At 51.6% G+C, this 24,031-nt stretch carries 25 protein-coding genes; 10 read left to right on the top strand and 15 right to left on the bottom strand.

Annotated features, from left to right (window positions below; genetic code table 11):
* Nucleotides 1-2: 2 nt before the first annotated feature.
* Nucleotides 3-1,442, bottom strand: coding sequence for a multidrug resistance outer membrane protein MdtQ (mdtQ, locus tag LY264_RS08675; RefSeq protein WP_048224582.1), 1,440 nt, complete (start codon nucleotides 1,440-1,442; stop codon nucleotides 3-5).
* A gap of 169 nt (nucleotides 1,443-1,611) precedes the next feature.
* Between mdtQ and LY264_RS08670 the strand changes: the two genes are divergently transcribed.
* Both LY264_RS08670 and yohP read left to right on the top strand, forming a co-directional pair.
* On the top strand, nucleotides 1,612-2,346 hold the full coding sequence (locus tag LY264_RS08670) for a class I SAM-dependent methyltransferase (RefSeq protein WP_048224585.1): 735 nt from the start codon (nucleotides 1,612-1,614) through the stop codon (nucleotides 2,344-2,346).
* A 70-nt stretch (nucleotides 2,347-2,416) separates the two neighbouring features.
* Nucleotides 2,417-2,500: a small membrane protein YohP gene (yohP, locus tag LY264_RS26060; RefSeq protein WP_015572324.1), complete on the top strand. Its 84-nt coding sequence runs from the start codon at nucleotides 2,417-2,419 to the stop codon at nucleotides 2,498-2,500.
* Between the two features lie 103 nt (nucleotides 2,501-2,603).
* Here yohP and dusC read toward each other — a convergent pair whose 3' ends face one another.
* The 6 genes from dusC to mhbT form a co-directional block, all read right to left on the bottom strand.
* On the bottom strand, nucleotides 2,604-3,548 hold the full coding sequence (gene dusC / locus LY264_RS08665) for a tRNA dihydrouridine(16) synthase DusC (RefSeq protein WP_048215919.1): 945 nt from the start codon (nucleotides 3,546-3,548) through the stop codon (nucleotides 2,604-2,606).
* A 61-nt stretch (nucleotides 3,549-3,609) separates the two neighbouring features.
* Nucleotides 3,610-4,803, bottom strand: a complete 1,194-nt coding sequence (locus LY264_RS08660; RefSeq protein WP_032943986.1) for a 3-hydroxybenzoate 6-monooxygenase — start codon at nucleotides 4,801-4,803, stop codon at nucleotides 3,610-3,612.
* 14 nt (nucleotides 4,804-4,817) lie between these two features.
* Nucleotides 4,818-5,462, bottom strand: coding sequence for a maleylacetoacetate isomerase (maiA, locus tag LY264_RS08655; protein WP_048224588.1), 645 nt, complete (start codon nucleotides 5,460-5,462; stop codon nucleotides 4,818-4,820).
* An 8-nt stretch (nucleotides 5,463-5,470) separates the two neighbouring features.
* A complete protein-coding gene (locus LY264_RS08650) occupies nucleotides 5,471-6,172 on the bottom strand; it encodes a fumarylacetoacetate hydrolase family protein (RefSeq protein WP_003845199.1) in 702 nt (233 codons plus the stop codon).
* A 15-nt stretch (nucleotides 6,173-6,187) separates the two neighbouring features.
* Nucleotides 6,188-7,225, bottom strand: a complete 1,038-nt coding sequence (gtdA, locus tag LY264_RS08645) for a gentisate 1,2-dioxygenase (protein ID WP_048215915.1) — start codon at nucleotides 7,223-7,225, stop codon at nucleotides 6,188-6,190.
* Nucleotides 7,226-7,236: 11 nt separating this feature from the next.
* Nucleotides 7,237-8,595 carry a 3-hydroxybenzoate transporter MhbT gene (mhbT, locus tag LY264_RS08640; RefSeq protein ID WP_048224591.1) on the bottom strand — a complete coding sequence of 453 codons (1,359 nt, stop codon included), beginning with the start codon at nucleotides 8,593-8,595 and terminating at the stop codon, nucleotides 7,237-7,239.
* A 126-nt stretch (nucleotides 8,596-8,721) separates the two neighbouring features.
* Here mhbT and LY264_RS08635 point away from each other — a divergent pair, with 126 nt between their 5' ends.
* The 6 genes from LY264_RS08635 to LY264_RS08610 all read left to right on the top strand — a co-directional run bounded on the left by LY264_RS08635 (nucleotide 8,722) and on the right by LY264_RS08610 (nucleotide 13,016).
* Nucleotides 8,722-9,630, top strand: coding sequence for a LysR substrate-binding domain-containing protein (locus tag LY264_RS08635; RefSeq protein WP_048224594.1), 909 nt, complete (start codon nucleotides 8,722-8,724; stop codon nucleotides 9,628-9,630).
* Nucleotides 9,631-9,761: 131 nt separating this feature from the next.
* Nucleotides 9,762-10,166: a CidA/LrgA family protein gene (locus LY264_RS08630; RefSeq protein ID WP_003834497.1), complete on the top strand. Its 405-nt coding sequence runs from the start codon at nucleotides 9,762-9,764 to the stop codon at nucleotides 10,164-10,166.
* Nucleotides 10,163-10,858: a CidB/LrgB family autolysis modulator gene (locus tag LY264_RS08625; protein WP_003027380.1), complete on the top strand. Its 696-nt coding sequence runs from the start codon at nucleotides 10,163-10,165 to the stop codon at nucleotides 10,856-10,858. The genes LY264_RS08630 and LY264_RS08625 overlap by 4 nt, the downstream gene beginning before the upstream one ends.
* A 148-nt stretch (nucleotides 10,859-11,006) precedes the next feature.
* The gene (gene cdd, locus LY264_RS08620; protein WP_008785263.1) at nucleotides 11,007-11,891 is read left to right on the top strand and encodes a cytidine deaminase; all 885 of its coding nucleotides are present in this window, start codon (nucleotides 11,007-11,009) and stop codon (nucleotides 11,889-11,891) included.
* Nucleotides 11,892-12,054: 163 nt separating this feature from the next.
* A complete protein-coding gene (gene sanA / locus LY264_RS08615; RefSeq protein WP_003027383.1) occupies nucleotides 12,055-12,774 on the top strand; it encodes an outer membrane permeability protein SanA in 720 nt (239 codons plus the stop codon).
* Nucleotides 12,775-12,776: 2 nt separating this feature from the next.
* The gene (locus LY264_RS08610) at nucleotides 12,777-13,016 is read left to right on the top strand and encodes a DUF2542 family protein (protein ID WP_003834502.1); all 240 of its coding nucleotides are present in this window, start codon (nucleotides 12,777-12,779) and stop codon (nucleotides 13,014-13,016) included.
* A gap of 51 nt (nucleotides 13,017-13,067) precedes the next feature.
* Here the strand turns inward: LY264_RS08610 and mglC are convergent, their stop codons facing one another.
* The 6 genes from mglC to folE form a co-directional block, all read right to left on the bottom strand.
* Nucleotides 13,068-14,078 carry a galactose/methyl galactoside ABC transporter permease MglC gene (gene mglC, locus LY264_RS08605; protein WP_003027393.1) on the bottom strand — a complete coding sequence of 337 codons (1,011 nt, stop codon included), beginning with the start codon at nucleotides 14,076-14,078 and terminating at the stop codon, nucleotides 13,068-13,070.
* A gap of 15 nt (nucleotides 14,079-14,093) precedes the next feature.
* Complete coding sequence (mglA, locus tag LY264_RS08600; protein WP_048224597.1) at nucleotides 14,094-15,614, bottom strand: galactose/methyl galactoside ABC transporter ATP-binding protein MglA; 1,521 nt, start codon at nucleotides 15,612-15,614, stop codon at nucleotides 14,094-14,096.
* A 71-nt stretch (nucleotides 15,615-15,685) separates the two neighbouring features.
* Entirely contained in the window at nucleotides 15,686-16,684 is a 999-nt protein-coding gene (mglB, locus tag LY264_RS08595; RefSeq protein WP_003027399.1) for a galactose/glucose ABC transporter substrate-binding protein MglB, read from the bottom strand.
* Between the two features lie 293 nt (nucleotides 16,685-16,977).
* Nucleotides 16,978-18,003, bottom strand: a complete 1,026-nt coding sequence (gene galS, locus LY264_RS08590; protein ID WP_032943995.1) for an HTH-type transcriptional regulator GalS — start codon at nucleotides 18,001-18,003, stop codon at nucleotides 16,978-16,980.
* A 144-nt stretch (nucleotides 18,004-18,147) separates the two neighbouring features.
* Nucleotides 18,148-19,305 carry a DUF418 domain-containing protein YeiB gene (yeiB, locus tag LY264_RS08585; RefSeq protein WP_048224600.1) on the bottom strand — a complete coding sequence of 386 codons (1,158 nt, stop codon included), beginning with the start codon at nucleotides 19,303-19,305 and terminating at the stop codon, nucleotides 18,148-18,150.
* A 14-nt stretch (nucleotides 19,306-19,319) separates the two neighbouring features.
* Complete coding sequence (gene folE / locus LY264_RS08580) at nucleotides 19,320-19,988, bottom strand: GTP cyclohydrolase I FolE (protein ID WP_003027410.1); 669 nt, start codon at nucleotides 19,986-19,988, stop codon at nucleotides 19,320-19,322.
* 322 nt (nucleotides 19,989-20,310) lie between these two features.
* On the opposite strand from folE, the gene fghA reads away from it, so the two are divergent.
* Nucleotides 20,311-21,147, top strand: a complete 837-nt coding sequence (fghA, locus tag LY264_RS08575; protein ID WP_071692566.1) for an S-formylglutathione hydrolase — start codon at nucleotides 20,311-20,313, stop codon at nucleotides 21,145-21,147.
* On the opposite strand, the gene LY264_RS08570 is transcribed toward fghA, so the two are convergent.
* Nucleotides 21,148-21,537: a helix-turn-helix domain-containing protein gene (locus LY264_RS08570; protein ID WP_048224602.1), complete on the bottom strand. Its 390-nt coding sequence runs from the start codon at nucleotides 21,535-21,537 to the stop codon at nucleotides 21,148-21,150. It abuts the gene before it with no gap.
* On the bottom strand, nucleotides 21,515-22,897 hold the full coding sequence (locus LY264_RS08565) for an L-serine ammonia-lyase (protein ID WP_071692565.1): 1,383 nt from the start codon (nucleotides 22,895-22,897) through the stop codon (nucleotides 21,515-21,517). The genes LY264_RS08570 and LY264_RS08565 overlap by 23 nt, the downstream gene beginning before the upstream one ends.
* Nucleotides 22,898-23,113: 216 nt before the next feature.
* On the opposite strand from LY264_RS08565, the gene serB reads away from it, so the two are divergent.
* Nucleotides 23,114-24,001, top strand: a complete 888-nt coding sequence (gene serB, locus LY264_RS08560; protein ID WP_071692564.1) for a phosphoserine phosphatase SerB — start codon at nucleotides 23,114-23,116, stop codon at nucleotides 23,999-24,001.
* Nucleotides 24,002-24,031: the final 30 nt, after the last annotated feature.

The following is a 24,031-nucleotide window of genomic DNA, read 5'->3' as shown; positions in this document are numbered from 1 at the left end:
AATCAGGATGCGTGATAACCGCCGCCCAGCGCGCTGGTCAACTGGATTGAGGCATCCAGCCACTGGCCTTGTAAAATCAGACCGTTGCACTGTTCACGTAATGCCGGGATCTTTGCCTCACTGACCCTGGAGCCCGCAATAATACCCGCATTAAAGCGCGCCTGCGCCAGCCCCACTACGCGCTGAGCGTCATGTTCAATCTGCTGCTGATGCTGATTTTTCTGCGCCAGTGTTTCTACCTGCGATGCCGCACGTGCCACGTCATTCACCGCATCCACCACAGCTTTGTTGTAATTCGCCACCGTCAGATTACTTTGCGCTTTCGTAATATCGAGATTCGCATTCAGTCTGCCACTGTCAAAGATAGGCAGCGTCAACCCGGCGGTTACGCCCATTTGCTGCGCGGAATGGCGGAACAGGTCACTCAGATGTAACGCATCCTGTTGTAAAAATGCCATCAGATTCACATCGGGATAAAACGCCGCTTTCGCCGCATCAATACTGCTCAGCGATGACTCAATGTACCAGTGTGCTGCCTGCAAATCTGGTCGACGGGCCAGCAGCGAATAACCTAGCTGGGACGGAAGCTGACTTTCAACCACGGGCAGTTTGGTCGAATGGAGCTTCAGGGCAACGGACTGCGAGTTGCTCAACGCGCTTAGGCGCGCCTCAATCACCTTCATTTTACCGCTGACATCATTCAGCTGCTGCTCTGTTTTGCTGGAATCGATATCGGTTTCGACGCCTTCCACCGAAGAAGTGAGGCCGTTTTGATACAGTTGACGATCGACGGTAATCACATTTTGCTGCTCGCTTTCGATTTGCGTCAGCACGGTTTTCAGCGCCGCCTGCGTCTGCCATTCCCAGTAAAGACGGGAGACACCGCTCGCCAGCAGCTGCCGGGTTTGCTCGCGCTCAGCCTCACGTGCCTTAACGGCCCCTATACGCGCAGTCACTTCGGCCCGATTCTTACCCCACAGATCCAGATTCCAGCCGGCGGTTAAACCAAAAGTACCGTTGGTGTACCACGGCCCTGTCGTCCCGGCGGCCGGATCGGTTATGGCGAAAGGTCCCATCAGCCCCTCAGCTGACATTTTCTGACGCTCAACGTCTGCGGAGAAGTCGATCTCCGGGCCATCCTGCGCTTCCACGGCCTTAGCCTGCGCCTCCGCCAGTTGAATGCGCTGTTCCGCGACCTGCATATCAGGAGAATTTCGCAACGTGCTTTCAATCAACGCATTAAGCTGGGGGTCGTGATATGCCTTCCACCACTGGCTGTCCGGCCAGCCATTTTTTAACGCGGCAGGCAATGTGGTATCGACATTTGCGGCAGGCGTCTGCTGTGACAGAGACTGGCGGTCATCATGCATCGGCGCGCAGCCAGACATCAGAACAAAAAGCGGCAACAATGCCGTCGTGACAAACACAGAATTACGATTCATGGAGATATACAGGTAAGAAAAGATGTGCAGAGATTACGACTTGTCGCTGTTGCTTTTTTAGTTACGCGTGGCAATACATCTTTGGCAATAAAAATATATAATCAGAAAAATATACACCTCGTGAATAATATAGATTAAATAATTTTAATAATTAATGGATGGAGATGTTATGTCACAGAATATCTATGACAATCCTGAGTTCTTTGCCGGATATGCCACGCTGGATCGTTCAGTAAAGGGACTCGACGGCGCGCCAGAATGGCCGACAATACAAGCGATGCTCCCCTCTCTTCAAGGCAAAAATATTCTTGATTTGGGCTGTGGATATGGTTGGTTTTGCCGCTACGCGCGCGATAATCAGGCAGCCAGTGTAATGGGACTGGATATTTCACAAAAGATGTTAACCCAGGCACACAGTATGACGCAGGGTAATGGCATCGTTTATCAGCGTGAAGATCTCGAAACGCTAACCCTGTCCCCAAATTCTTTTGACCTGGTTTATAGCTCGCTTGCCCTGCACTATTTGCACGATATAGAACGATTATTCGTAACCATTTACCAGTCATTAACACCAGGCGGTATGTTAGTTTTCTCTGCCGAGCATCCAATTTATACCGCACCGCTTAATCAGGGTTGGATAAAAGATAAAACTGGGCAGCTGTCCTGGCCGGTTAATCATTATCAGCAGGAAGGTGAGCGCATCAGTAACTGGTTTGCTGAAGGCGTCAAAAAACAGCACCGTAAGCTGGCGACCTGGATTAATGCGCTGATTGCCGCCGGATTCGAGATCGTTTGTGTCGATGAATGGGGACCGTCCGCGCAACAGATTGCTGAAAACCCGGCTTTAGATGAAGAAAAAGAGCGGCCGATGGTGTTTCTGCTCAGCGCACGTAAACCTGCATAACAACGCCTCCAGGCAGAATGATTGATACTTTCCTATACTCAATCTGAACTTACCAAAAAAAGGAAAGTTAATGAAAATTCTGCTGTGGGTAATTCTGATTATTTTTCTGATTGGGCTATTGGTGGTAACAGGCGTGTTTAAGATGATTTTCTGATGTCGTCATTTCGCCCAGGCCTGATAGCAGAAATCTCAGGCTATTCTTCTCTCTGATGCCGGATGGCGGCGTAAACGCCTTATCCGGCCTACTGGAACTGAGATCAGGCAGTAATCTCGATAGCCTGAATCGCACGTGCGATATCCGGCGAATTATTTAACGCACGAATTTCCTGAAACAGTTCTGTTGCCTCTGAATATTCTTTGCGCAAATACCCTAACCACTGCTTAATCCGCGCTACATGATACAGCCCGGTGTCCCCCTGCTTTTCAAGGCGGGTATATTTTTGCAACAGCGTCACGACTTCAGGCCACGGCATACGCGGCTCGTTGTATTTCACCACGCGGCTCAGGTTCGGAATATTTAATGCGCCACGTCCGATCATCACCGCATCGCATCCGCTGATGGCCATACAATCCTGGGCGCTCTGCCAGTCCCAGATTTCGCCATTCGCAATAACCGGAATGGACAGCCGCTGGCGGATCTCGCCAATCGCCTGCCAGTTGATATGTTCCGCCTTGTAGCCCTGCTCTTTGGTTCGGCCATGCACCGCCAGTTCGCTGGCACCAGCCTGCTGGACGGCATCGGCAATTTCAAACTGCCGGTCGCTGTTGTCCCAGCCCAGACGAACTTTCACCGTCACCGGAAGATGAGCCGGGACCGCCTCGCGCATAGCTTTTGCGCCCCGGTAGATAAGCTCAGGATCTTTCAATAATGTTGCGCCACCGCCGCTACCGTTCACCAGCTTCGATGGACAGCCACAGTTTAGATCGACACCGTACGAGCCCAGTTCTACCGCGCGTGCGGCATTCTCCGCCAGCCACTGCGGATACTGTCCTAACAGCTGAATGCGAACCAACGTGCCGGATGGCGTCCGGCTGTTGTTATGCAGTTCCGGGCAGAGTCGATGAAATACTTTTGCCGGCAGGAGCTGATCCACCACGCGCACAAACTCGGTGATGCACAGATCGTAATCATTCACTTCAGTCAGCAGCTCGCGCACCAGTGAGTCGAGCACGCCTTCCATCGGCGCCAGTAAAACACGCATATCGTCACCCGCAAAAAAAGAGGCGCTATGGTAGCGCCTCCGTTCGGGAGATTAAAGAGGCTCAGCGCGGCAACAGACAGTTATCTTCTTTCCAACCGTACAGCCATTCCATACCGCGATAAAACTCTGCCTGCGATTTGTCTTTCCACAGCAGATTACGTACCTGACGCTCGACGCCTGCGGCGTGGTAGACACGGCCCATTTCACGCGTTGACCAGACGATGCGTGCGGTACGCGGAATACGCACCGACTCATACAGCGCAAAGGCATCAGCCGCATCGCCATCACACTGCTGTAGCGCTTTACCGAGCGTTACCGCGTCTTCCAACGCCATACAGGCACCCTGCGCCATATATTGCGCCACCGGGTGAGCGGCATCCCCCACCAGCGTGATGCGGTCGGTTCCCCATTTTTCTACCGGCTCGCGGTCGGCGGTGGACCAGCGCCGCCATGACGTCGGTTTATCCAGCATCTGACGCGGGCGCGGATGAATACCCGCAAAATAGGAGAGCACTTCCTCTTTGCTGCCATCCTTCACGCCCCACTCTTCCTGCTGACGACTGTGGAAGGTCACCACCAGGTTATATTGCTTACCGCCGCGCAGCGGATAGTGCACCAGGTGACAGTGTGGTCCGGCCCACAGCACCGGTGCGTTAATGCGTAAATCCTCCGGCATATCATCGCAATCAATCACGGCGCGATAGACCACGTGTCCGGTAACCCGTGGCGCATCGCCAATCAGAGACTGACGAACGACCGATTTTACACCGTCACAGCCCACCAAAATATCCGCCGTCCAGCTGTTGCCGTGCTCGTCAAATACCGTCACGTCATTCTCTGTCTGGCGGATATCAACCACGTTAGTTGAAGTGCGATACTCAACGTTAGGATGCACCAGCGCCGCTTCCCAAACGCTGGCGTGAATATCAACCCGATGGATAACCGCATAAGGACCGCCAAAGTGATCGCGGAACGCCTGGCCGGTTTCAATGCGGACCACCTCTTTTGCGTTTACCGCATCCATCATTGTGATGTGGTCGGTAAAAACGGCACGCTGACGGGCGACTTCTCCCACGCCAAGGCTGTCCAGAGCAGAGAATGCATTCGGCCCGAGCTGAATACCCGCGCCAATTTCACCAATCTCGTGCGCTTTCTCCAGCAACATCACTTTAATGCCCTGACGGGCCAGCGATAGCGCGGTCGCCGCGCCGCCAATCCCGCCACCCACGATAATTGCGCGTGTCACTTTAGCCATTGTCGTTCTCCTTATCAGGCTGGAATTTTATCTTGTTGATTCTCGGGCGCGGCTGCAATAAACGCCGGAAGCTGAGTACAGGCATCATATACCGCCTTACAGCGCTGATATCCGCTCAGATCACAGCCCATACGTAACGCGTTCGCCCACTGTGGGATCAGACAGCAATCCGCCAGCGTTGGCGCATCACCCACGCAGAACGTCCCCGAATGGCTCTGGCGCAGCATCTGTTCCACCGCGCTTAGCCCCTGCTGGATCCAGTGCGCATACCAGCGTTTTTTATCTTCTTCACTGACCTTTAACTCTTCGCTCAGGTAGCGCAGTACCCGCATGTTATTCACTGGGTGGATATCACAGGCGATGGCATAGACTATTTCCAGCACCTTACTGCGCATCGGAAAGTCAGCAGGCAGCAGCGGCGACTGCGGAAAGTGGCTATCCAGCCAGTCAATTATTGCCAGCGACTGCCCAAGTGATTCTCCGTCATCGGTCACCAGAGTCGGCACCAGTCCCACCGGGTTCATCCGTCGGTAGGCCAGTTCGTTCTGCTGACCGATGCGAATGTTGACGCCCACCGTCTGGTAATCCAGCCCCTTCAGCGCCAGCGCAATGCGCACCCGATATGACGCCGAGCTATTAAAGAAACTGTACAGCTTCATCATCCACCTCAGACAATCTTCACGGCGATGGGGGTTAAACCGTCTACGTTTCCGGTGATCACATCCCCTTTCACTACCGCCCCCACGCCTTCTGGGGTACCGGTGTAGATCAGATCGCCCGGCTGCAGTTCGAAAAAGCCTGACAGATAGCTGATGGTTTCATTCACAGACCAGATGAGATGGCGAATATCGCTCCGCTGATGATCGTCGCCGTTGACCTGCAACCAGATTGGCGCATGGTTAACATCCACACTTTCGCTGGCTTTATGCAGCGGCGCGATGGGCGCAGAGAGATCAAACGCTTTGCCGATTTCCCACGGACGCCCCATCTGGCGCATCTCCATCTGCCGGTCACGGCGAGTCATATCCAGACCGGTGGCATAGCCCCAGATATATTCGTGCGCTTTTTCCAGCGGAATATCACTGCCCTTTTTGCCAATCGCCACCACCAGCTCTATCTCATAGTGATAGTTATCGGTTTGCGATGGGTACGGCAGTTCAAGGATCTGACCAGCCGCCACCGGGACTACCGCATCGGCAGGTTTACAGAAGAAGAACGGTGGTTCACGATCCGGATCAAAGCCCATTTCACGCGCATGAGCGGCATAGTTACGGCCCACACAGTAAACACGGCGCACAGGAAATTGTTCATCACAGCCAACAACCGGAACGGTAACAGGCGCTTGTGGTTCAAATACGTATTGCGTCATTTTCTCTCTCCCAAATTAATAGCGTGCTTCGCGGAACAACCCCAGTGCTTCCTGAACCGGTCTGTCCGAAAAACTGAATAAGACGGTATCTTCGCGGGTCTGGAACGACACGCCGTGCCAGGTCGGCACCACAAAGATATCTTTTGGCGAAAAGTTGAAGGTTTCGTTGCCGATGGTGACCTGCCCACTTCCTTCCACCACGTGGTAGATAGTGCTGTCGGTGGTACGCGCCATCCGTGAGGAAAAGCCCTGCGGCAACAGTTGCAGGAAGGTTCCCATCGAAGGCATGGGATAACCGCCGGTTACCGGGTTGACGTAACGCATCTTGTAACCGTCCCACTCATCGGCGTCGCCCATGCGGGTCAGGTCATGCAGTGCTTCACGGCTGCGATCGTAGCGATAGTTAAAAATCGGCGATGAGTTACCTTTCTGATGACGCAGCGGCAGCATATTGGCCGCGTAGCGCGGTAAGTAATCCCCTTCCTTGCGCGTGACCGGCTGCTGATCTTCCGGGTAGTCTTCCGCAAAGCCACAACCCAGCAGGTTCACCAACGGCAGGTCCAGACCGTCCAGCCACACCACCGGTTCACTGCCCGGGTTGCCGTGATCGTGCCAGCGCCACTGCGGCGTCAGAATAAAATCGCCTTCATGCATTTGGGTGCGCTCACCATCCACGGCGGTAAATGCGCCTTTCCCTTCGACAATAAAGCGCAGTGCAGACTGATTATGACGATGACTCGGCGCAACCTCGCCCGGCATAATTAACTGCAATCCCGCGTACAGCGTTGGGGTGATTGAAGACTGTCCACGCAGCATTGGGTTTTCCAGCACCAGCACGCGGCGAATCGCCTCTTTCGCGCCAATCAGATCGCCACTTTCCAGCAGCAGCGGGCGGATCTCCTGATAGTTCCAGTACGCAGGCGCGCAATGTGCGTTCGGTGTTGGCGGCACCAGGCGGTGCAGCGACTCCCACAGCGGGGTCAGATTCTGCCCGGAAATATGCTGGTAAAACTGCTGACGGCTGTTCTTAACGTCCTGATTCAGTTCAGACATAGGGATTCTCCTTATTCATTCACAACACCTGCGCGTGGCAGAGTATTTGAGGCAGAGGCCGACTGGCGGATAACAACCGTCAGCAGCGTAAGCATTACCGCGCTGATGGCCGCCGGGACGGCAATAATGAAAAACAGGTTATCGAATGAGAAATTCATCGCCATCATCACCCCGCCGGAAAGCGAGCCGACAATCGCGCCGCAGCGCCCCACTGCATTAGACCAGCTGACGCCCGTCGCCCGGCTTTGTGTCGGATAAAGCGTAGCGGTTAACGCATTAAGACCAACCTGAGAACCGCTGATGCCGATGCCGGTGCCAAAAATAGCCAGTGCCATCAGCCACAGACCGTTTTCGCTCAGGCCAATCATGACGATGCACACTGCGCCCAGCGCATAACTCACGGCCAGCACGCGGAAAGGATTGTATTTGTCCATCAGCACGCCCAGCGCCAGTGCCCCCAGCGTTCCTCCAATCTGGAAGGCGGCAGTTACCCAGGAGGCATGCTGCAGATCAATTCCACGATGGTTAAGCAGCGTTGGCATCCAGCTGGAGAGCAGATAAATAATCAGCAGGCTCATAAAGAACACTACCCATAGCATCAGAGTAATAGGCAGCTGTCGCCCAACGAACAGCTGGCGAATGCTGCCTTTAGCTATCGCGGCACCTTCGTTGAGATAAAAATGGGTATTGTCATAACGTTCCCGGGTGATGGCGCTAACGGTTCTGGTAATCACGTTTTGCGGCAGTTGACGACGAACCTGCCAGCGCGGGGATTCCGGTAGCGCAAACAGCAGAGCAACAAACAGCATTAGCGGAAGAACGCCTCCCAGCACCAGAATGCCGTGCCAACCAATCACCGGCACCAGCTGTGCGCTGACGATACCGCCCATTGCCGATCCCAGAGTAAAGCCACAGAACATCATGGTGACCAGTGCGCCACGCCGACGCGCGGGCAGGTATTCCGAGGTCATAGTAATGGTATTCGGCATTGCGCCGCCCAGCCCTAAGCCGGTAAGAAAGCGCAAAATAACCAGCGTTTGCAGATCGGGTGAAAAAGCCGAGAGCAGGCTCAGTGCACCGAACAGCGCCACGCAGAGTTCTATCACACGTTTGCGGCCAAAACGGTCGGACAGCGGGCCACAGAGCAGCGCGCCAGCGGTCAGCCCCAGCAGACCTGCGCCAAACAGCGGTGCCAGATCGCCGGCAGTCAGCTGCCAGTGAGTGCGAATGTCGGGTGCGATAAAACCAATCGCCGCGGTATCAAATCCGTCGAGCATGACAACCAGAAAACAGCAGATGATAACGCGCCACTGGGTCTTACCGACGGGGGCGGAATCGATCAGTGCTTGTAGATCACGTTGTTGAGTCATAGTGAATGCCTCAGTGCAGGTAGAGTAGATGTCTGTTTTGTTTTAGGTATGTTGCGACTTTGTATGTTTGGAGATGAAATGTACAATGGCTTTTCATGCAGAGGCATAACCTGGAGGTTATAGCAAATGGCAAACTGGGCGCAGAAACTGAAGTTGCAACACCTGCAAACGCTTATCGCGCTGGGCGAACAGGGAAATCTGACGCACGTCGCCCGGATGATGAATATCACCCAGCCCGCATTGTCGAAATGGTTATCACAGCTCGAAGATGAGATTGGCATCACGCTCTTTGAACGTCATAGCAAAGGTTTGCGTCCTTCCGAAGGCGGCAAGTTGCTACTGCAACATGCCCAACGCCTGATCAATGATATGGAGCGTTCGCAGTATGAAATCGCCCGTTTTAAGCAAGGCGGACTTGTAGGGAGTCTGAAGATTGGCTGCTCGCCGGTAGCGACCGACTGTGTTTCACAGGCAATACTGGGTTTGCTCACAGAACTGCCAACCCTGCATCTTAATATTGAAGAGAAAGTGATGACCCCGCTGTTGCACGATCTGCTCGCGGGTTCGGTGGATGTCGTCGTCGGTCGGGTCGGCGGTCGGGCGCTTCAGTTGCCGCTCAATTATCAGGTGCTGTATACCGAGCCGGTCTGTTTCGTCGCCCGCCCCGACCATCCCTTAGCAAAATATCCCCTGCTCACCTGGCACGATCTGGCTAACTGGCGCTGGATTGTCTGGCCGACAGGAACCCCTATCCGGATGAGCATTGATAACGCGCTGGTTGATAACGGCGTAATGTTGCCGGAAAACATCATTGAATCGGCATCAATCAACGTCAGTACCAACCTGCTGCAAAGTAGCGACATGATCTCTATTCTTTCTTTGCGCCTGGCACAACGGTATGCCGCCCAGGGACAACTGGCTATCCTGAATCTGCCGAAGATTGAACAAAAAGGCAGCGTCGGCGTATTCTGGCGCAACAACGAAACGCCGACTACCGCCCTGAATCGTTTTCTGTACTACCTGGCACAGGTTTAGCGCGGAGAGTTAGGGCCATCGCCCGATGTTCCAGATATCTATTTCCTCTATGCTTAGAATTCATGATGTGATCGGTAGCACGTTTTTAAGTTTAATTGTATGATGAATGAATCTCGTCAAGGGTTTCAACTATGAGCAAAGCACTGAACGTTATCTGGCAATATTTGCGCGCATTCGTCCTGATTTATGCCTGCCTCTATGCAGGTATTTTTCTTGCATCGCTACTCCCCATCACCATTCCGGGCAGCATTATCGGCATGCTGATTCTGTTTGTCTTACTGGCTTTGCAGGTGTTACCGGCAAAATGGGTTAACCCCGGCTGCTACGTGCTGATTCGCTATATGGCCCTGTTGTTTGTCCCGATTGGCGTGGGGATCATGCAGTACTTTGACCTGCTGCGCGCGCAATTTGGTCCGGTGGTGGTGTCTTGTACCATCAGTACGCTGGTCGTTTTCCTGGTGGTGAGCTGGAGCTCGCACATTGTGCACGGTGAGCGCAAAATCGTTGGGCAAAAAGAGGCTAAAGCAAAAAAATGATGTCGTATATCTGGTGGTCGTTACCTCTTACGCTGGCGGTATTTTTTGGCGCACGTAAGCTGGCAGCTCGCTTTAAAATGCCTTTGCTGAATCCGCTGCTGGTTGCCATGGTGGTGATTATTCCCATTCTGCTGCTGACCGGTATTCCCTACGATCACTATTTCAAAGGCAGCGAAGTGCTGAACGATTTGCTGCAACCCGCCGTGGTCGCGCTGGCCTATCCGTTATACGAACAGTTGCACCAGATTCGCGCCCGCTGGAAATCAATCATTGCTATCTGTTTTGCCGGGAGCGTTGTGGCGATGGTAACAGGTACAACAATCGCCTTGTTGATGGGCGCATCACCGCAAATTGCCGCGTCTATTATGCCAAAATCGGTCACTACACCTATCGCTATGGCGGTGGGTGGCAGTATTGGCGGCATTCCGGCGATCAGCGCCGTATGCGTCATCTTTGTCGGTATCCTGGGGGCAGTGTTTGGTCATACGTTGCTTAATGCGATGCGTATCCGCACTAAGGCCGCACGTGGGTTGGCAATGGGCACCGCGTCGCACGCCCTGGGCACCGCACGCTGTGCGGAACTGGACTATCAGGAAGGTGCGTTTAGCTCACTGGCGCTGGTCATCTGCGGCATTATTACCTCGCTGGTAGCCCCGTTCCTGTTCCCGATTATTCTGGCAGTGGTGGGTTAATCTTCATTTTTTAGCTATTTATTTGCGATGCGTTGCACATTTTTCATTTAAGTTTCATAAGTTGCACACACAATGAGATTTGGATCACATATAAAGCCATAACAGGCCCGTAAACTACGATTCCATTACATTGTTATGAGGCATCGCCATGCATCCACGTTTTCAAACTGCTTTTGCCCAACTCGCGGATAACTTGCAATCAGCCCTGGCCCCTGTTCTGGCGGATGCACATTTCCCCGCCATGCTGACTGCTGAGCAGGTCTCTTTGCTGAAACGCGAATCGGGACTGGACGAAGACGCGCTGGCATTCGCTCTGCTGCCGCTGGCTGCGGCCTGCGCACGTACTCCGCTGTCCAACTTCAACGTTGGGGCAATTTCTCGCGGCATCAGCGGCAACTGGTACTTCGGTGGGAACATGGAGTTCCTGGGCGCGACCATGCAGCAAACTGTTCATGCCGAGCAAAGCGCTATCAGCCACGCCTGGCTGCGCGGTGAAAAAGGGCTCGCCGCCATCACCGTCAACTACACGCCGTGCGGCCACTGTCGCCAGTTTATGAACGAACTGAACAGCGGACTGGATTTACGGATTCATCTGCCGGGACGTGCGCCACACATGCTGCGTGATTACCTGCCAGATGCCTTCGGCCCGAAAGATCTGGAGATTAAAACGCTGCTGATGGACGATCAGGATCACGGCTTCGCGCTGCAGGGCGATGCGTTGACCCAAGCGGCAATCACTGCTGCCAACAGATGTCATATGCCGTACAGCAAATCCCCAAGCGGCGTGGCGCTGGAGTGTAAAGATGGCCGTATTTTTAGCGGCAGCTATGCTGAAAATGCCGCCTTTAACCCGACCCTGCCACCGCTGCAAGGCGCGTTAAACCTGTTGAATCTGAACGGTTATGATTATCCAGATATCCAACGCGCCGTGCTGGCTGAAAAAGCCGACGCGCCGTTGATTCAGTGGGATGCGACCTCCGCCACGCTGAAAGCACTGGGCTGCAATAATATTGAGCGCGTTCTCCTGGGTTAATCGACTCAATAACGCCGGTTCGTAGGCCGGATAAGGTGTTTACACCGCTATCCGGCACTATGCAGAATGCCTAAAATCCCCTCAATCAGACTGCTGTTTCTTGCGCTACGTCTTCCGGTACAGTAGCCTGATTGAAATTCCATCCAAATAACGAGTTTTCTGCATGTTAAAGCGCGTGTTTTACAGCCTGTTAGTCCTGCTAGGCTTGCTGCTTTTGACTGTGCTTGGACTCGATCGGTGGATGAGCTGGAAGACGGCTCCCTACATTTACGACGAACTGCAGGATTTGCCCTACCGCCAGGTAGGTGTGGTTCTGGGCACGGCGAAGTATTACCGCACCGGCGTCATCAATCAGTATTACCGCTACCGTATTCAGGGCGCATTGAACGCCTATAACAGCGGGAAGGTAAACTATCTGCTGTTAAGCGGCGACAATGCCCAGCAAAGCTATAACGAACCCATGACGATGCGTAAGGATCTGATTGCCGCAGGCGTCGATCCCGCTGACATCGTGCTTGATTACGCCGGGTTTCGGACGCTTGACTCCATCGTGCGTACCCGCAAGGTGTTCGATACCAACGATTTCATCATTATTACTCAACGATTCCACTGTGAGCGCGCCTTGTTTATTGCGCTGCATATGGGTATCCAGGCCCAGTGCTACGCCGTACCTTCGCCAAAAGATATGCTCACCGTGCGGGTTCGTGAATTTGGCGCGCGTTTTGGCGCACTCGCCGATCTCTACATTTTCAAACGTGAGCCCCGTTTTTTAGGTCCACTGGTGCCCATCCCTACCATGCATCAGGTACCGGACGATGCGCAGGGGTATCCGGCGGTCACGCCTGAACAATTACTCGAATTACAAAAGAAACAAGGAAAATAAGCATGGAAGGAAAAACGATCTTTATCGTTATTGGCGTACTGATGATTGTTCTCTGGACGTGCAGAGAAGGCCTGAAGGGACTACGTTCCGGTATCGTCGAGAAAACAGTGAAAGGTTCGCAGACGCCAATGATCATTTCTCGCGCTAAAGAACCCAGCACTTACTGGAGCTATATCATCGTTTATTTCGGTATGGCCATTGGTGCATTGTTCACTGGTATCTGGTTACTCTTTATCAAATAAAAAAACCGATGCAGAACGCCTCTGCACCGGTTTTATTTTTCTCTTCCCAGATTACTTCTTACGCGCGTACTTCAGTGAGTCCAGCGCGACCGCGAAGATAATAATGCCGCCCTTGATAATATACTGCCAGTATGGGTTCACGCCGATGTAGGTCAAACCGTAGTTGATGACGGTGAAGATAATCACACCGGTCACTACGCCAAACACGGTACCTACCCCGCCGCTGAACGACACGCCGCCAACCACGCACGCCGCAATCGCATCCAGCTCATACATAAAGCCGAGGTTGTTGGTCGCTGAGCCGATACGTCCGGCTTCCAGCAAACCACCGAAGGCATAGAACACGCCAGACAACGCATAGATAATCAGCAGGTTCAGCGCAACGTTTACACCGGACACTTTCGCAGCTTCCGGGTTTCCGCCGATGGCGAAAATGTTTTTACCGAAGCGAGTCTTGTTCCACAGCACCCACACAAAGGCCACCGCAATCAGCGCATAGAAAGTGATGTAGGAGAGTCGGAAACTGCCCAGTGCAATAAAGCCCTGCGCAAAGGTTGAGAATCCGCTGTCAAAGCCAGAAATTGGCGATGCACCGACGAAGTCGTAGTACAGGGAGTTGATCCCGTAAACGATAATCATCGTACCCAGTGTGGTAATAAACGGCGTTACGTTCAGATAAGCAATGATAATACCGTTCACCAGACCGATAATGGCGCCAATCACGCAAACAATCAGCACCACTACAATGATCGGCATCGTCGCCATTTCCGGGAACACCTTGTTGGCATTCTCCATCGACTGCAACAGAGTTGCCGCCACCACTGCCGCCAGGCCAACCTGACGCCCCGCCGACAGGTCGGTCCCTTGGGTAACAATCAGTCCAGCCACACCCAATGCGATAATAATACGCACCGAGGATTGCGTGAGAATATTACTCAGGTTCAGTAAGCTTAAGAAAGTGGGATCCTGGAAAATAATAATCGCCAGCAAAACCAAAAGAACAACGTAAATTCCGCCTTCTTTCAGGTAAGTAAGAAAACTTTTCTTATTTAACGCACTCATGAGGAGCCCCTAATCTTAAAGGTGCAAAGACGCAAGACGGAGGATTTCGTTTTGCGTTGTTGTTTTAGTGTCAACAATTCCAGCAACGAGACCATTGCTCATCACCAGAATACGATCGGTAATACCCAGCAGCTCCGGCATTTCAGAGGAAATAATAATAATCCCCTTATCCTTTTTCGCGAGTTCGGCAATCAACTGATAAATTTCAAATTTCGCGCCAACATCGATTCCACGTGTCGGTTCATCCAGCATCAGAATTTCTGGCTGGGTTAATAACCAACGACCAATAACCACCTTTTGCTGATTACCGCCAGAAAGTGAACCGATTTGCGTACGATGACCCGGTGTTTTTACCCTCATGGAGTCAATTACCCACTGGGTATCACTCTTCATGCGGGAATTATCCAACAGACCAACTTTGTTTTTATAGTTTTGGATATTGGAAATTAACGAGTTAAAACCAATGTCCAGATACGCATAAATACCGGTTGAACGGCGCTCTTCCGTGACCAGTGCAAAACCATGGTTGATGGCTTCATTTGCACTGTGGTTATTAATTTTTTTGCCGTGTAGCGTAATCGTACCTGATGATTTCTCACGAATACCAAAAAGCGTTTCAACGATATCCGTGCGTTTTGCGCCTACCAGACCTGCAATCCCAAGAATCTCCCCTTTGTGCAAATCAAACGAGATATCACGAATCGACGGCTGGCGCAGCGAGGTCAGGTTACGCACTTGCAGAATGACTTCACCAGGTTTGTTTTCTTTATCCGGAAAACGTTGGTTCAGTGAACGTCCGACCATCATGGCGATGATCTTATCCATATCCAGCCCTTCCAGCGACTGGGTCGCAATCCACTGGCCATCGCGCAGAACGGTAATTTCATCGCACAGCTGGAAGATTTCTTCCATTTTGTGAGAGATATAAACAATACCGCATCCACGCTCTTTCAGCTTACGGATGATGGTGAACAGATGGTTAACTTCTTTTTCAGTTAACGATGAAGTTGGCTCATCCATGATGACGATTTTGGCGTCATAGGAGAATGCTTTCGCAATTTCAATCATCTGCATTTGTGAAACAGATAATGTGCCGACACGCGCACGCGGATCGATATCAATATCCAGTTCATCAAATATCGCTTTGGTATCACGGTACATTTTTTCCTGATCGACAAACATGCCCTTGGTGGGATAGCGTCCCAGCCACATGTTGTCCATTACAGAACGTTGTAATACCAGGTTTAATTCCTGGTGTACCATCGAAATACCATTTTCAAGCGCTTCTTTCGCAGAATGAAAATCGATTTCTTTACCCTGAAATAAAATACTGCCGGAATCTTTTTGATAGATGCCGAAAAGACATTTCAATAATGTTGATTTCCCCGCGCCATTCTCTCCCATTAGGGCGTGAATAGAATGCGGGCGGACTTTTAAATTGACATTATCAAGCGCCTTAACGCCGGGGAAGGACTTGTTGATGCCGGTCATTTCCAACAAGTATTCGCCTGACGACTGAGTATGTGTGCTGACCATAATTATACCTTGTTGGCCTTGCAGAGTGCGTTATTAAGGGCGCAATGAAATTGCGCCCACATACGGAGTATTTATTTGTTGGTGAACTCTGCCAGATTATCTTTATCGACACCTACGTACGGAACGCGAACAATCTTGTTCTCAATTTTCCAGTTAGTGCCATCTGCCGCACCTTTGCCGTCAGCCAGGTTTTTCGCCAGATCGAAGGTGGCTTTCGCCTGGTTGTTGGCATCGTTCAGGACGGTACCGGCCATGGCGCCAGATTTCACCAGAGCCAGCGCTTCAGGCAGCGCATCCACACCAAATACTGGTACGCTGGTTTTGTTGTGCGCTTTCAGCGCTTCAACTGCACCCATTGCCATCGCATCGTTGTTAGCGATAACCACTTCAATTTTGTTCGCGTTTGGACCAGACATCCACGCATCCATCTTATCTTTCGCCTGAGCGGTATCCCACATTGCAGTATCTAACTGCAGCTGCTCAGTTTTAATGCCTTTGTCGTTCAGCTCTTTAATCACGTAAGTGGTACGTGCTTCAGCATCCGGGTGTCCCGGTTCGCCTTTCAGCAGAACAAACTGAATTTTGCCGTCTTTGTTCAGGTCCCAGTTCGGGTTAGCTGCCCAGTGTTTGGCAATCAAATCACCCTGAATAATGCCGGACTCTTTAGAGTCGGTACCGACGTAATACGCTTTGTCATAGCTGTCCAGCGCTTTACGAGAAGGTTCTTTGTTGAAGAATACGATCGGTACGTTCTGTCCGCGTGCTTTTTCAATGACCGTGCCAGCAGCTGCCGGGTCAACCAGGTTAATCGCCAGTGCTTTAACGCCTTTTGCCAGCAGCACGTCGATCTGATCGTTTTGTTTGGACTGGTCGTTCTGCGAGTCGTTCATCAGCAGCTGTACATCTGGTGCCGCTTTGGCATCTTTTTCAATAGCCTTACGTACTACAGACATAAAGTTATCGTCATACTTATAGATAGTCACACCAATGCGGGTATCAGCAGCGTGCGCAGCCGCGCCGAATAACATGCTTGCCATTACAGCAGACAGGGTCAACACCTTCTTATTCATGGTATCTCCGGTTTTATTATGCAGGGTAGTACTTGAGATAAATGCTCGGCAGGCAGAACGTTACTGAAGTGTTACTGAACGCCGAAGCTCACTTTTAAAAAATATTTCTTCCGTGTCTGGCAACGCTCCAAAAACAGGCTTTAATTTTTGTTTAAGGCACCTATACCTCGATGAAAGTGATTATTCACCGTTACATAGTAGTTACAGCGCAACAAACAGTGTCATCATAGCTATCGCATTGTTAATATACTGTGAATTTACTCACATATTGAAAGCGGTTACATCGCGCAACGTTATGAGTTAGTGATCGGTGCCGCATTCTGCCGCAGCGCTACTGAATGACGACGCACCAGCGTTGGCATAAAACAATGCGACGCCTGCGGATCCAACGTGCCAGCCGCCCCCTGTAGCGCAAGCTCCGTCGCCATTTTTGCCATTGAGGCAATGGGATAGCGCACAGTGGTTAGCTGCGGATCGGTGTAACGTGCGATGGGAATATCATCGAAGCCAATGATAGAAAGGTGTAATGGAATAGCGATGCCGTTATCTTTTAGCGCGGTCAGTGCGCCTGCTGCCATATTGTCGTTATAAGCGAAGACCGCCGTCAGTTGTAAGTTACGCCCCAGCAATTCCACCATCGCGGACTCTCCGCCCTGCATATCGGGCGAACCGGTGCCGACCCAGCTTTCTGCCGCAACAATCCCTTGCTCTTTCAGGGCAGTTAACCATCCTTCTTTGCGCATGGCGTCATCTTCAATGCGGTGGCTTGATGCCAGATAACCGATGCGTTGATGACCATTATTTAGCAGCATTCGGGTAGCCATTTTGGCACCGCTGATGTTATCCAGGCAGACGCAACGGTGGGCGTAGCCAGGAACAAGGCGGTTGATCAGTACCATGCCGGGGATTTGATCCATAAACTCGGCCAGTTCCCGATCGCTCAGCGCTTTAGAGTGTACAATCAGCGCGTTACAGCGTTGGCGTATCAACACCTCAATGGCATGACGTTCTTTTTCCGCCTCATGGTAGCTGTTGCCAATCAGGACATACTTCTGATGCTGCTGGGCAACCATATCCACGGCTTTTACCAGCGCGCCAAAAAACGCATCTGATACATCCATGACGACAACGCCAATCGTGTCGCTTACCTGCGTCGCCAGCGCTTGTGCGTTGGCATTAGGTCGATAGCCAAGCTGAGTGACTGCTTTCATTACCGCTTCACGCGTATCGGGACTCACCAGCGCACTGTTGTTCAGTACGCGGGAAACGGTCGCTACAGAAACGCCAGACTGCCGTGCCACATCACGAATGGTTACCATATTCACTGCCCTGTTTTAGATTGCGGCTGCCCGCAGACACCCCAGGCTGGGTATTTTGTCAGCACAATGAAACGGACTGCGTGAGTGATGTCACAGGAATGAAAGCGCTTACATCCATTTTGTTAATGAATGTGATCCAGATCGTTATCTGGATGTTCGCGGTAATGATGTCCCCGCAGCACGCAGGGTTAATTGACGCCACAGCCATTCCACCGGACCCTGCCGGTAGAAACGCAGCCATATGACAGAGAAAAGTAAGTTAATCGCCCAGACAGGGATGACGAAAAACAGCAGCTCCAGCCGGTCAAATTTCATAAATAAACCGGCCTGATAAAACAACGTGGTGCAGATTAAGGTTTGTAACAGATAGTTGGTTAATGCCATGCGCCCCACACAGGCGATAGCAATGACCCATTTGAAGCGACTAAGCTGTGGCCAGAAACCAAACATCAGCGCAGCATAACCAATGGTTTGCAAAGGTGCCCCCAGCTCTCGCGGGGCTTGTAACAGGAAGGCACACCAGCGGTAGGCCCAGTCCAGATACCACTGAGCGATGATAGCAGGCAGGTTAATCGCCATGCCGATAATAACCAGCAGAACGCCAGTGCGTCGATAATGCTGCAAACTGTACTGCCCTTTTAGCCAGCCGCTACGCATTAATGCCGCGCCGAGCAGCATCATCCCCGCCAGTTGCCAGCCATATTGCGCGCCTAACGCCAGCAAGCTATTGGACATCATATCCACGCGATTGCTGATTGCTTCCATTCCGCCGTTCACTTTCCAGTATTTTTCATACAGCAGCGCTGAAGCATCCGGCGTCCAGGCCCGGCTGGTTTCGCTCCCGGAGATCACACCCAACAGCAGCAATACACCAACGCCCGCCAAATAAAGCACCACGCCGGTGTTAAACAAGCTTTTCACCGACGGCGCATCCCGGATCAGCCGCCAGCAAATCAGGCCGATCAAGCCATATGCCAGCAGGATATCGCCATCCCAGAAGAGTAAACCGTGAATAAATCCCAACAGCACCAGCAACGTAAGCCGCGACTGGATCCAGCGTTTACCACGCGGGAGCAGCATTTGCAGACCAGCACCAAACAGCAGAGCAAACAGCGTAAGGAATTTTACCTGCGCGAAGAGATCGAGCAGCGCCCAGGTCCAGGCGTCAGATAAGGTAATGTCGCCATACCAGGCGGGGTTGAGATATGCCGCCTTCGGCAAGCCAAAGGCGCTAATATTGAGAAGCAGGATACCAAGAATGGCAACGCCACGAATAAAATCCAGCGTGACATTACGCTCCATGGTTCCTGTCCTAATCAGTTGTGATGACGTACTGCGCGCAGAAATTCCTGACGCGTGTTCTGGCTGGACTTAAACAATCCGCCAAGAGAAGTGGTGGTGGTCGCACTGGTCGCATCACGAATGCCGCGCGCTTTCACACAGTAATGCACCGCATCAATCGATACCGCCACATTATTCGTCCCGAGCAGCGTTTGCAGCGCGGTGAGAATTTGCTGGGTCAGACGTTCCTGTACCTGCGGACGCTGCGCAAAGAACTGCACAATGCGGTTAATCTTCGACAGACCAATGACCGAATCTTTCGGAATATACGCCACCGTCGCTTTGCCATCGATAGTGACAAAGTGGTGTTCGCAGGTGCTGGTCAGCGTGATATCACGAACCGTGACCATCTCGTCCACCTTCATTTTGTTTTCAATGACGGTGATTTTCGGGAAGTTGGCGTAATCGAGGCCGGAGAAAATCTCATCGACATACATTTTCGCTATGCGATGCGGAGTTTCCATCAGACTGTCATCGCTCAAATCGAGATTGAGCAATTGCATAATCTCGGTCATATGGCCAGAGATAAGACGTTTGCGTGTTTCGTTATCCATCTCTTGCACGGGCGGGCGCAGCGGGGTTTCGAGACCACGCGCAACCAGCGCTTCATGAACCAGTGCCGCTTCTTTACTGAGTGATGACATTTCTTCTTCTCCTGCAGGTGGGGCGCCTCTGCCCTGCATGGGGCAAAGTTTTTAGGCTGTGTCACAGCCAGAACATTGTGCGTGAGGCGGCGCACATAATCCAGTATTCACCGTGATAATTATTGAAATTGGCACAGCCTTTCAGCGTTGCTGATTTCACTTGTCGTTCAGCCCGGTGACGTCGAGTGTTAATGTAAAGTTATATAGATGATGAAGTATGTTTGCTCAATGCGGAAGTGAAAGTTACTCACAGTGCTATGAATAATCTGTATTATGATGAGTTCGCAAACACATTCAGGTTCAACACAACAAGGAGCCACGCATGGAAATACTTGAAGAGCACCGCTGTTTTGAAGGCTGGCAGCAACGCTGGCGTCACGACTCCGCCACGTTAAATTGCGCCATGACCTTCAGTATTTTTCTTCCACCACCCCGTGATAACGCCGCGCCTCCGGTGCTGTACTGGCTGTCGGGCCTGACCTGTAATGATGAAAACTTCACCACCAAAGCAGGCGCGCAGCGCATTGCAGCTGAGCTGGGTATTGTTCTCGTGATGCCGGACACCAGCCCGCGCGGCGAGCAGGTTGCCAACGATGATGGCTACGATTTAGGTCAAGGGGCCGGATTTTACCTCAATGCCACCCAGCAGCCGTGGGCAACGCATTTTCGTATGTATGACTATCTGCGTGATGAGCTTCCGGCACTGATTCAGTCGCAGTTTAACGTCAGCGATCGCTGCGCCATCAGCGGACACTCCATGGGCGGCCACGGCGCATTAATTATGGCGCTGAAAAATCCCGGGAGATACACCAGCGTTTCCGCCTTTGCGCCGATCGTAAACCCTTGTCGTGTTCCGTGGGGTGAGAAGGCTTTTAGCGCTTATCTGGGCGAAGATAAAACACAGTGGGCAGAGTGGGATAGCTGCGCGTTAATGCTGGCCAGCAAACCCGCAGACGCGATTCCGACGTTAATCGATCAGGGAGACAGCGATCAGTTTCTTGCCGATCAGCTGCAGCCCGCGGTACTGGCCGAAACTGCCCGTCAGACCGCATGGCCAATGACGCTACGCATCCAACCTGGTTACGACCACAGCTATTACTTTATTGCGTCGTTTATTGAGGATCACCTGCGCTTCCATGCCCAGTATTTGCTGAAGTAATCACCAGTAAAGAGTGTTTTCTATTGCCGCGCTGTAGCTCATCTCTTCTGATTGCGGCGCGGATGCTTTACGATTTAGATCGGCCGCCTGTTGGCGTACCTGTAATCGCCCCACGCTTTCACCGCCTTCATGACCTTCGTTAAAATTACGCACTTCAGACTCGAATAAGATTGCATCCAGATGGTGCAACTTATTCAGTGCCCGCAGCAGGGAGATAAGCGTGTCCAGATTGAGGCCGCCGCCTTTCTCAATGCGTTTAATGGTCGCAATGCCCACCTGCGCGCGGTCAGCAAGCTGCTGCTGCGTTAGCGCCAGAGAAATCCGCGTTTCTCTGATGCGAGCGCATAATGACAAGATGATTTCATCATTATTCATGGTGTGATATTTCATGCCGCCCTCCCCGATTTTTTGGCTGAATTTTCCCAAGGCAGCCGTGATACGTTTCACGGTACTTCGCACTCATGTCTTTACCCGTTTCATACATGGCTGCAATCACCTCATCGAGCGAAACACATGGCTCGCTGACACGGCTCATCGCCATCGTTGCGGCATTAATCGCTTTTACGGACGAAATCGCGTTTCGTTCGACACAGGGAATTTGTACCTGCCCGCCAACCGGATCGCAGGTCAGCCCAAGATGGTGCTCCATGGTGATTTCTGCAGCGTTCAGCACCTGAGCAACTGACGCTCCCATCAGTTCCGCTAATCCGGCCGCGGCCATCGAACTGGCCACACCGATCTCTCCCTGACACCCGACTTCAGAACCTAAGATAGACGCGTTTTGTTTGAACAGTAGCGCAATGGCGCCAGCAGTGAGGAAAAAACGGATAACCGATGCGCTATCCAGCTTACAGACAAACTTATCGTACCAACTGAGGACCGCTGGGATGATACCGCTGGCACCATTGGTCGGCGCTGTCACCACTCGCCCTCCAGCGGCGTTTTCCTCGCTGACGGCAATCGCAAACGCATTCACCCAGTTGAGGTTGGTGAGAAAGTCGTTAGCAGAGGGTTTCATTGCCAGTAATTTATAGAGCGAGCAGGCCCTGCGCGGCACCTGATACGAGCCAGGCAGTAGTCCTTCAGTATGCAGACCACGATGGACTGCCTGCTGCATTATCGCCCAAACATGCGCGAAATAGTCATGCAAAGCCGCCTGAGAATGCATCTGTAACTCATTTTTCATCATTAACGCCGCAACGGATAATCCATTACGCTGACACAGCGCCTGCAGCTGCGCGGCATTTTGAAACGCAAAAGGAAATGCGTTTTTTTGCGCGGTTCTCTCGGGCACCGACTCGCCGGGTTTGCGAACCTGGCCGGCGCCGGTTGAAAACCATGTTTCTTCATACAAGGTAAAATAATCATCCCTGGCGCGAAACGTCATCGCGTAGGGATGACCAGAATGCGGTTGTTGATTCGGCTTAATTACGACCGTCACGGTAACTGAAGGAGAAAGCGTCAGGGTGCCGTCCTGTTCAGCACGTTTAATGAGATCCATCTGTTGGCGTAATTCAACATCATCCGGCTGGTTACCCAACAAGCCCAGGTAAATCGCGACATCAACGTTATGACACTTGCGGCTTAATGAGAGCGCGCCATATAGCTCAACCTCGATCTCTCGCGTTAGCGGTAAGATCTCCTGTAGCTTTAATTGTGAAATGAAGTTAAACGCGGCACGCATTGGCCCTACTGTTCTTGAACTGGAAGGCCCAATGACGACTTTAAAAATATCAATACAACTTTCCATTTTAGACCCATCCCTGTTAGTCAAAATAGAATATACCGCCAGTAGCAACAGACCGTGACGTGTATATCAAAAATGATACCTTTCAGACTTTGTTTATTTGTTGGTATAAAAAACAATACTATTTTATCTTTTTTTTAACATTCACATCTGTGATAAAGCTGGATTCAATCGTCACTCCCCACTATTACAATAACCTCAGTTTACAGGAGTGACAAAATGGAAATTATTTATTTCATTAGTGCAAAAGATACTGAAAAACTTCAGACATGGCTGCACAATACATTTCTAAATACCGAGACCAAACAATATCCGTGCGCACTGGAGCAGTTATCTATAGCCGCATTCAATAAACCGTATTTAAAATTATCAATAGCCGATGAAATATTCACCGATGACATATACAAGAAACTAAGGGCTACATCGTTCACTAAGCAATTTGATTTTTTCCTTAAACCACAAAAGATCCCGACGAACGGAATCATCGCCTTTGACATGGACTCGACGTTTATCGAGGAAGAAGGTGTGGATGAGATCGCCCGCGCGCTAGGCATCACCGATCGGATAACGGAACTGACGCAGCAGGCGATGGAAGGAAAACTGGATTTCAATAGCAGTTTCACTCAGCGCATCGGAATGTTAAAAGGGACGCACATCGATGTCATCAATGCCGTATGCGATCGGATGACGGCCTCTCCCGGCATCACCACCATTTTGCCATTCCTCAAACAGAAAGGATTTAAAACAGCGATCATTTCCGGCGGACTGGATATTTTCACCCGCCGTTTACAACAGAAATATAATCTGGATTATGTATTTTCAAATACTGTTGAAGTCAGGGATGGCATGCTGACGGATAATATTTCCACGCCAATCATGAACTCAGAAAATAAGAAAAAAACATTGGCCGGACTTGCCGACTCTCTGCTGATACATCAGCATAATATTATCGCCTGCGGTGATGGCGCCAACGATATTCCCATGCTCACGTATGCAGGCACGGGTATTGCCTGGAAAGCTAAACCGGCGGTCAGAGAGTTAATAACAAATCAAATTAACTTTCACGGATTCGAGTCACTTTTGTTCTTCGTCGAAGATGGATTATAACCCACGAGCACTGCCTGAAGGGAAACTCAT

Origin of the sequence: Citrobacter portucalensis (assembly GCF_023374935.1) — a bacterium.
In the GTDB taxonomy this organism is placed as follows: domain Bacteria; phylum Pseudomonadota; class Gammaproteobacteria; order Enterobacterales; family Enterobacteriaceae; genus Citrobacter; species Citrobacter portucalensis.
The sequence above is the reverse complement of the archived record's forward strand: the minus strand, read 5'-3'. Positions and strand labels throughout refer to the sequence as shown.

Coding starts and splice junctions, on each gene's coding strand:
- mdtQ (WP_048224582.1), bottom strand. CDS start 1,442: ATGAATCGTAATTCTGTGTTTGTCACGACGGCATTGTTGCCGCTTTTT.
- LY264_RS08670 (WP_048224585.1), top strand. CDS start 1,612: ATGTCACAGAATATCTATGACAATCCTGAGTTCTTTGCCGGATATGCC.
- yohP (WP_015572324.1), top strand. CDS start 2,417: ATGAAAATTCTGCTGTGGGTAATTCTGATTATTTTTCTGATTGGGCTA.
- dusC (WP_048215919.1), bottom strand. CDS start 3,548: ATGCGTGTTTTACTGGCGCCGATGGAAGGCGTGCTCGACTCACTGGTG.
- LY264_RS08660 (WP_032943986.1), bottom strand. CDS start 4,803: ATGGCTAAAGTGACACGCGCAATTATCGTGGGTGGCGGGATTGGCGGC.
- maiA (WP_048224588.1), bottom strand. CDS start 5,462: ATGAAGCTGTACAGTTTCTTTAATAGCTCGGCGTCATATCGGGTGCGC.
- LY264_RS08650 (WP_003845199.1), bottom strand. CDS start 6,172: ATGACGCAATACGTATTTGAACCACAAGCGCCTGTTACCGTTCCGGTT.
- gtdA (WP_048215915.1), bottom strand. CDS start 7,225: ATGTCTGAACTGAATCAGGACGTTAAGAACAGCCGTCAGCAGTTTTAC.
- mhbT (WP_048224591.1), bottom strand. CDS start 8,595: ATGACTCAACAACGTGATCTACAAGCACTGATCGATTCCGCCCCCGTC.
- LY264_RS08635 (WP_048224594.1), top strand. CDS start 8,722: ATGGCAAACTGGGCGCAGAAACTGAAGTTGCAACACCTGCAAACGCTT.
- LY264_RS08630 (WP_003834497.1), top strand. CDS start 9,762: ATGAGCAAAGCACTGAACGTTATCTGGCAATATTTGCGCGCATTCGTC.
- LY264_RS08625 (WP_003027380.1), top strand. CDS start 10,163: ATGATGTCGTATATCTGGTGGTCGTTACCTCTTACGCTGGCGGTATTT.
- cdd (WP_008785263.1), top strand. CDS start 11,007: ATGCATCCACGTTTTCAAACTGCTTTTGCCCAACTCGCGGATAACTTG.
- sanA (WP_003027383.1), top strand. CDS start 12,055: ATGTTAAAGCGCGTGTTTTACAGCCTGTTAGTCCTGCTAGGCTTGCTG.
- LY264_RS08610 (WP_003834502.1), top strand. CDS start 12,777: ATGGAAGGAAAAACGATCTTTATCGTTATTGGCGTACTGATGATTGTT.
- mglC (WP_003027393.1), bottom strand. CDS start 14,078: ATGAGTGCGTTAAATAAGAAAAGTTTTCTTACTTACCTGAAAGAAGGC.
- mglA (WP_048224597.1), bottom strand. CDS start 15,614: ATGGTCAGCACACATACTCAGTCGTCAGGCGAATACTTGTTGGAAATG.
- mglB (WP_003027399.1), bottom strand. CDS start 16,684: ATGAATAAGAAGGTGTTGACCCTGTCTGCTGTAATGGCAAGCATGTTA.
- galS (WP_032943995.1), bottom strand. CDS start 18,003: ATGGTAACCATTCGTGATGTGGCACGGCAGTCTGGCGTTTCTGTAGCG.
- yeiB (WP_048224600.1), bottom strand. CDS start 19,305: ATGGAGCGTAATGTCACGCTGGATTTTATTCGTGGCGTTGCCATTCTT.
- folE (WP_003027410.1), bottom strand. CDS start 19,988: ATGTCATCACTCAGTAAAGAAGCGGCACTGGTTCATGAAGCGCTGGTT.
- fghA (WP_071692566.1), top strand. CDS start 20,311: ATGGAAATACTTGAAGAGCACCGCTGTTTTGAAGGCTGGCAGCAACGC.
- LY264_RS08570 (WP_048224602.1), bottom strand. CDS start 21,537: ATGAAATATCACACCATGAATAATGATGAAATCATCTTGTCATTATGC.
- LY264_RS08565 (WP_071692565.1), bottom strand. CDS start 22,897: ATGGAAAGTTGTATTGATATTTTTAAAGTCGTCATTGGGCCTTCCAGT.
- serB (WP_071692564.1), top strand. CDS start 23,114: ATGGAAATTATTTATTTCATTAGTGCAAAAGATACTGAAAAACTTCAG.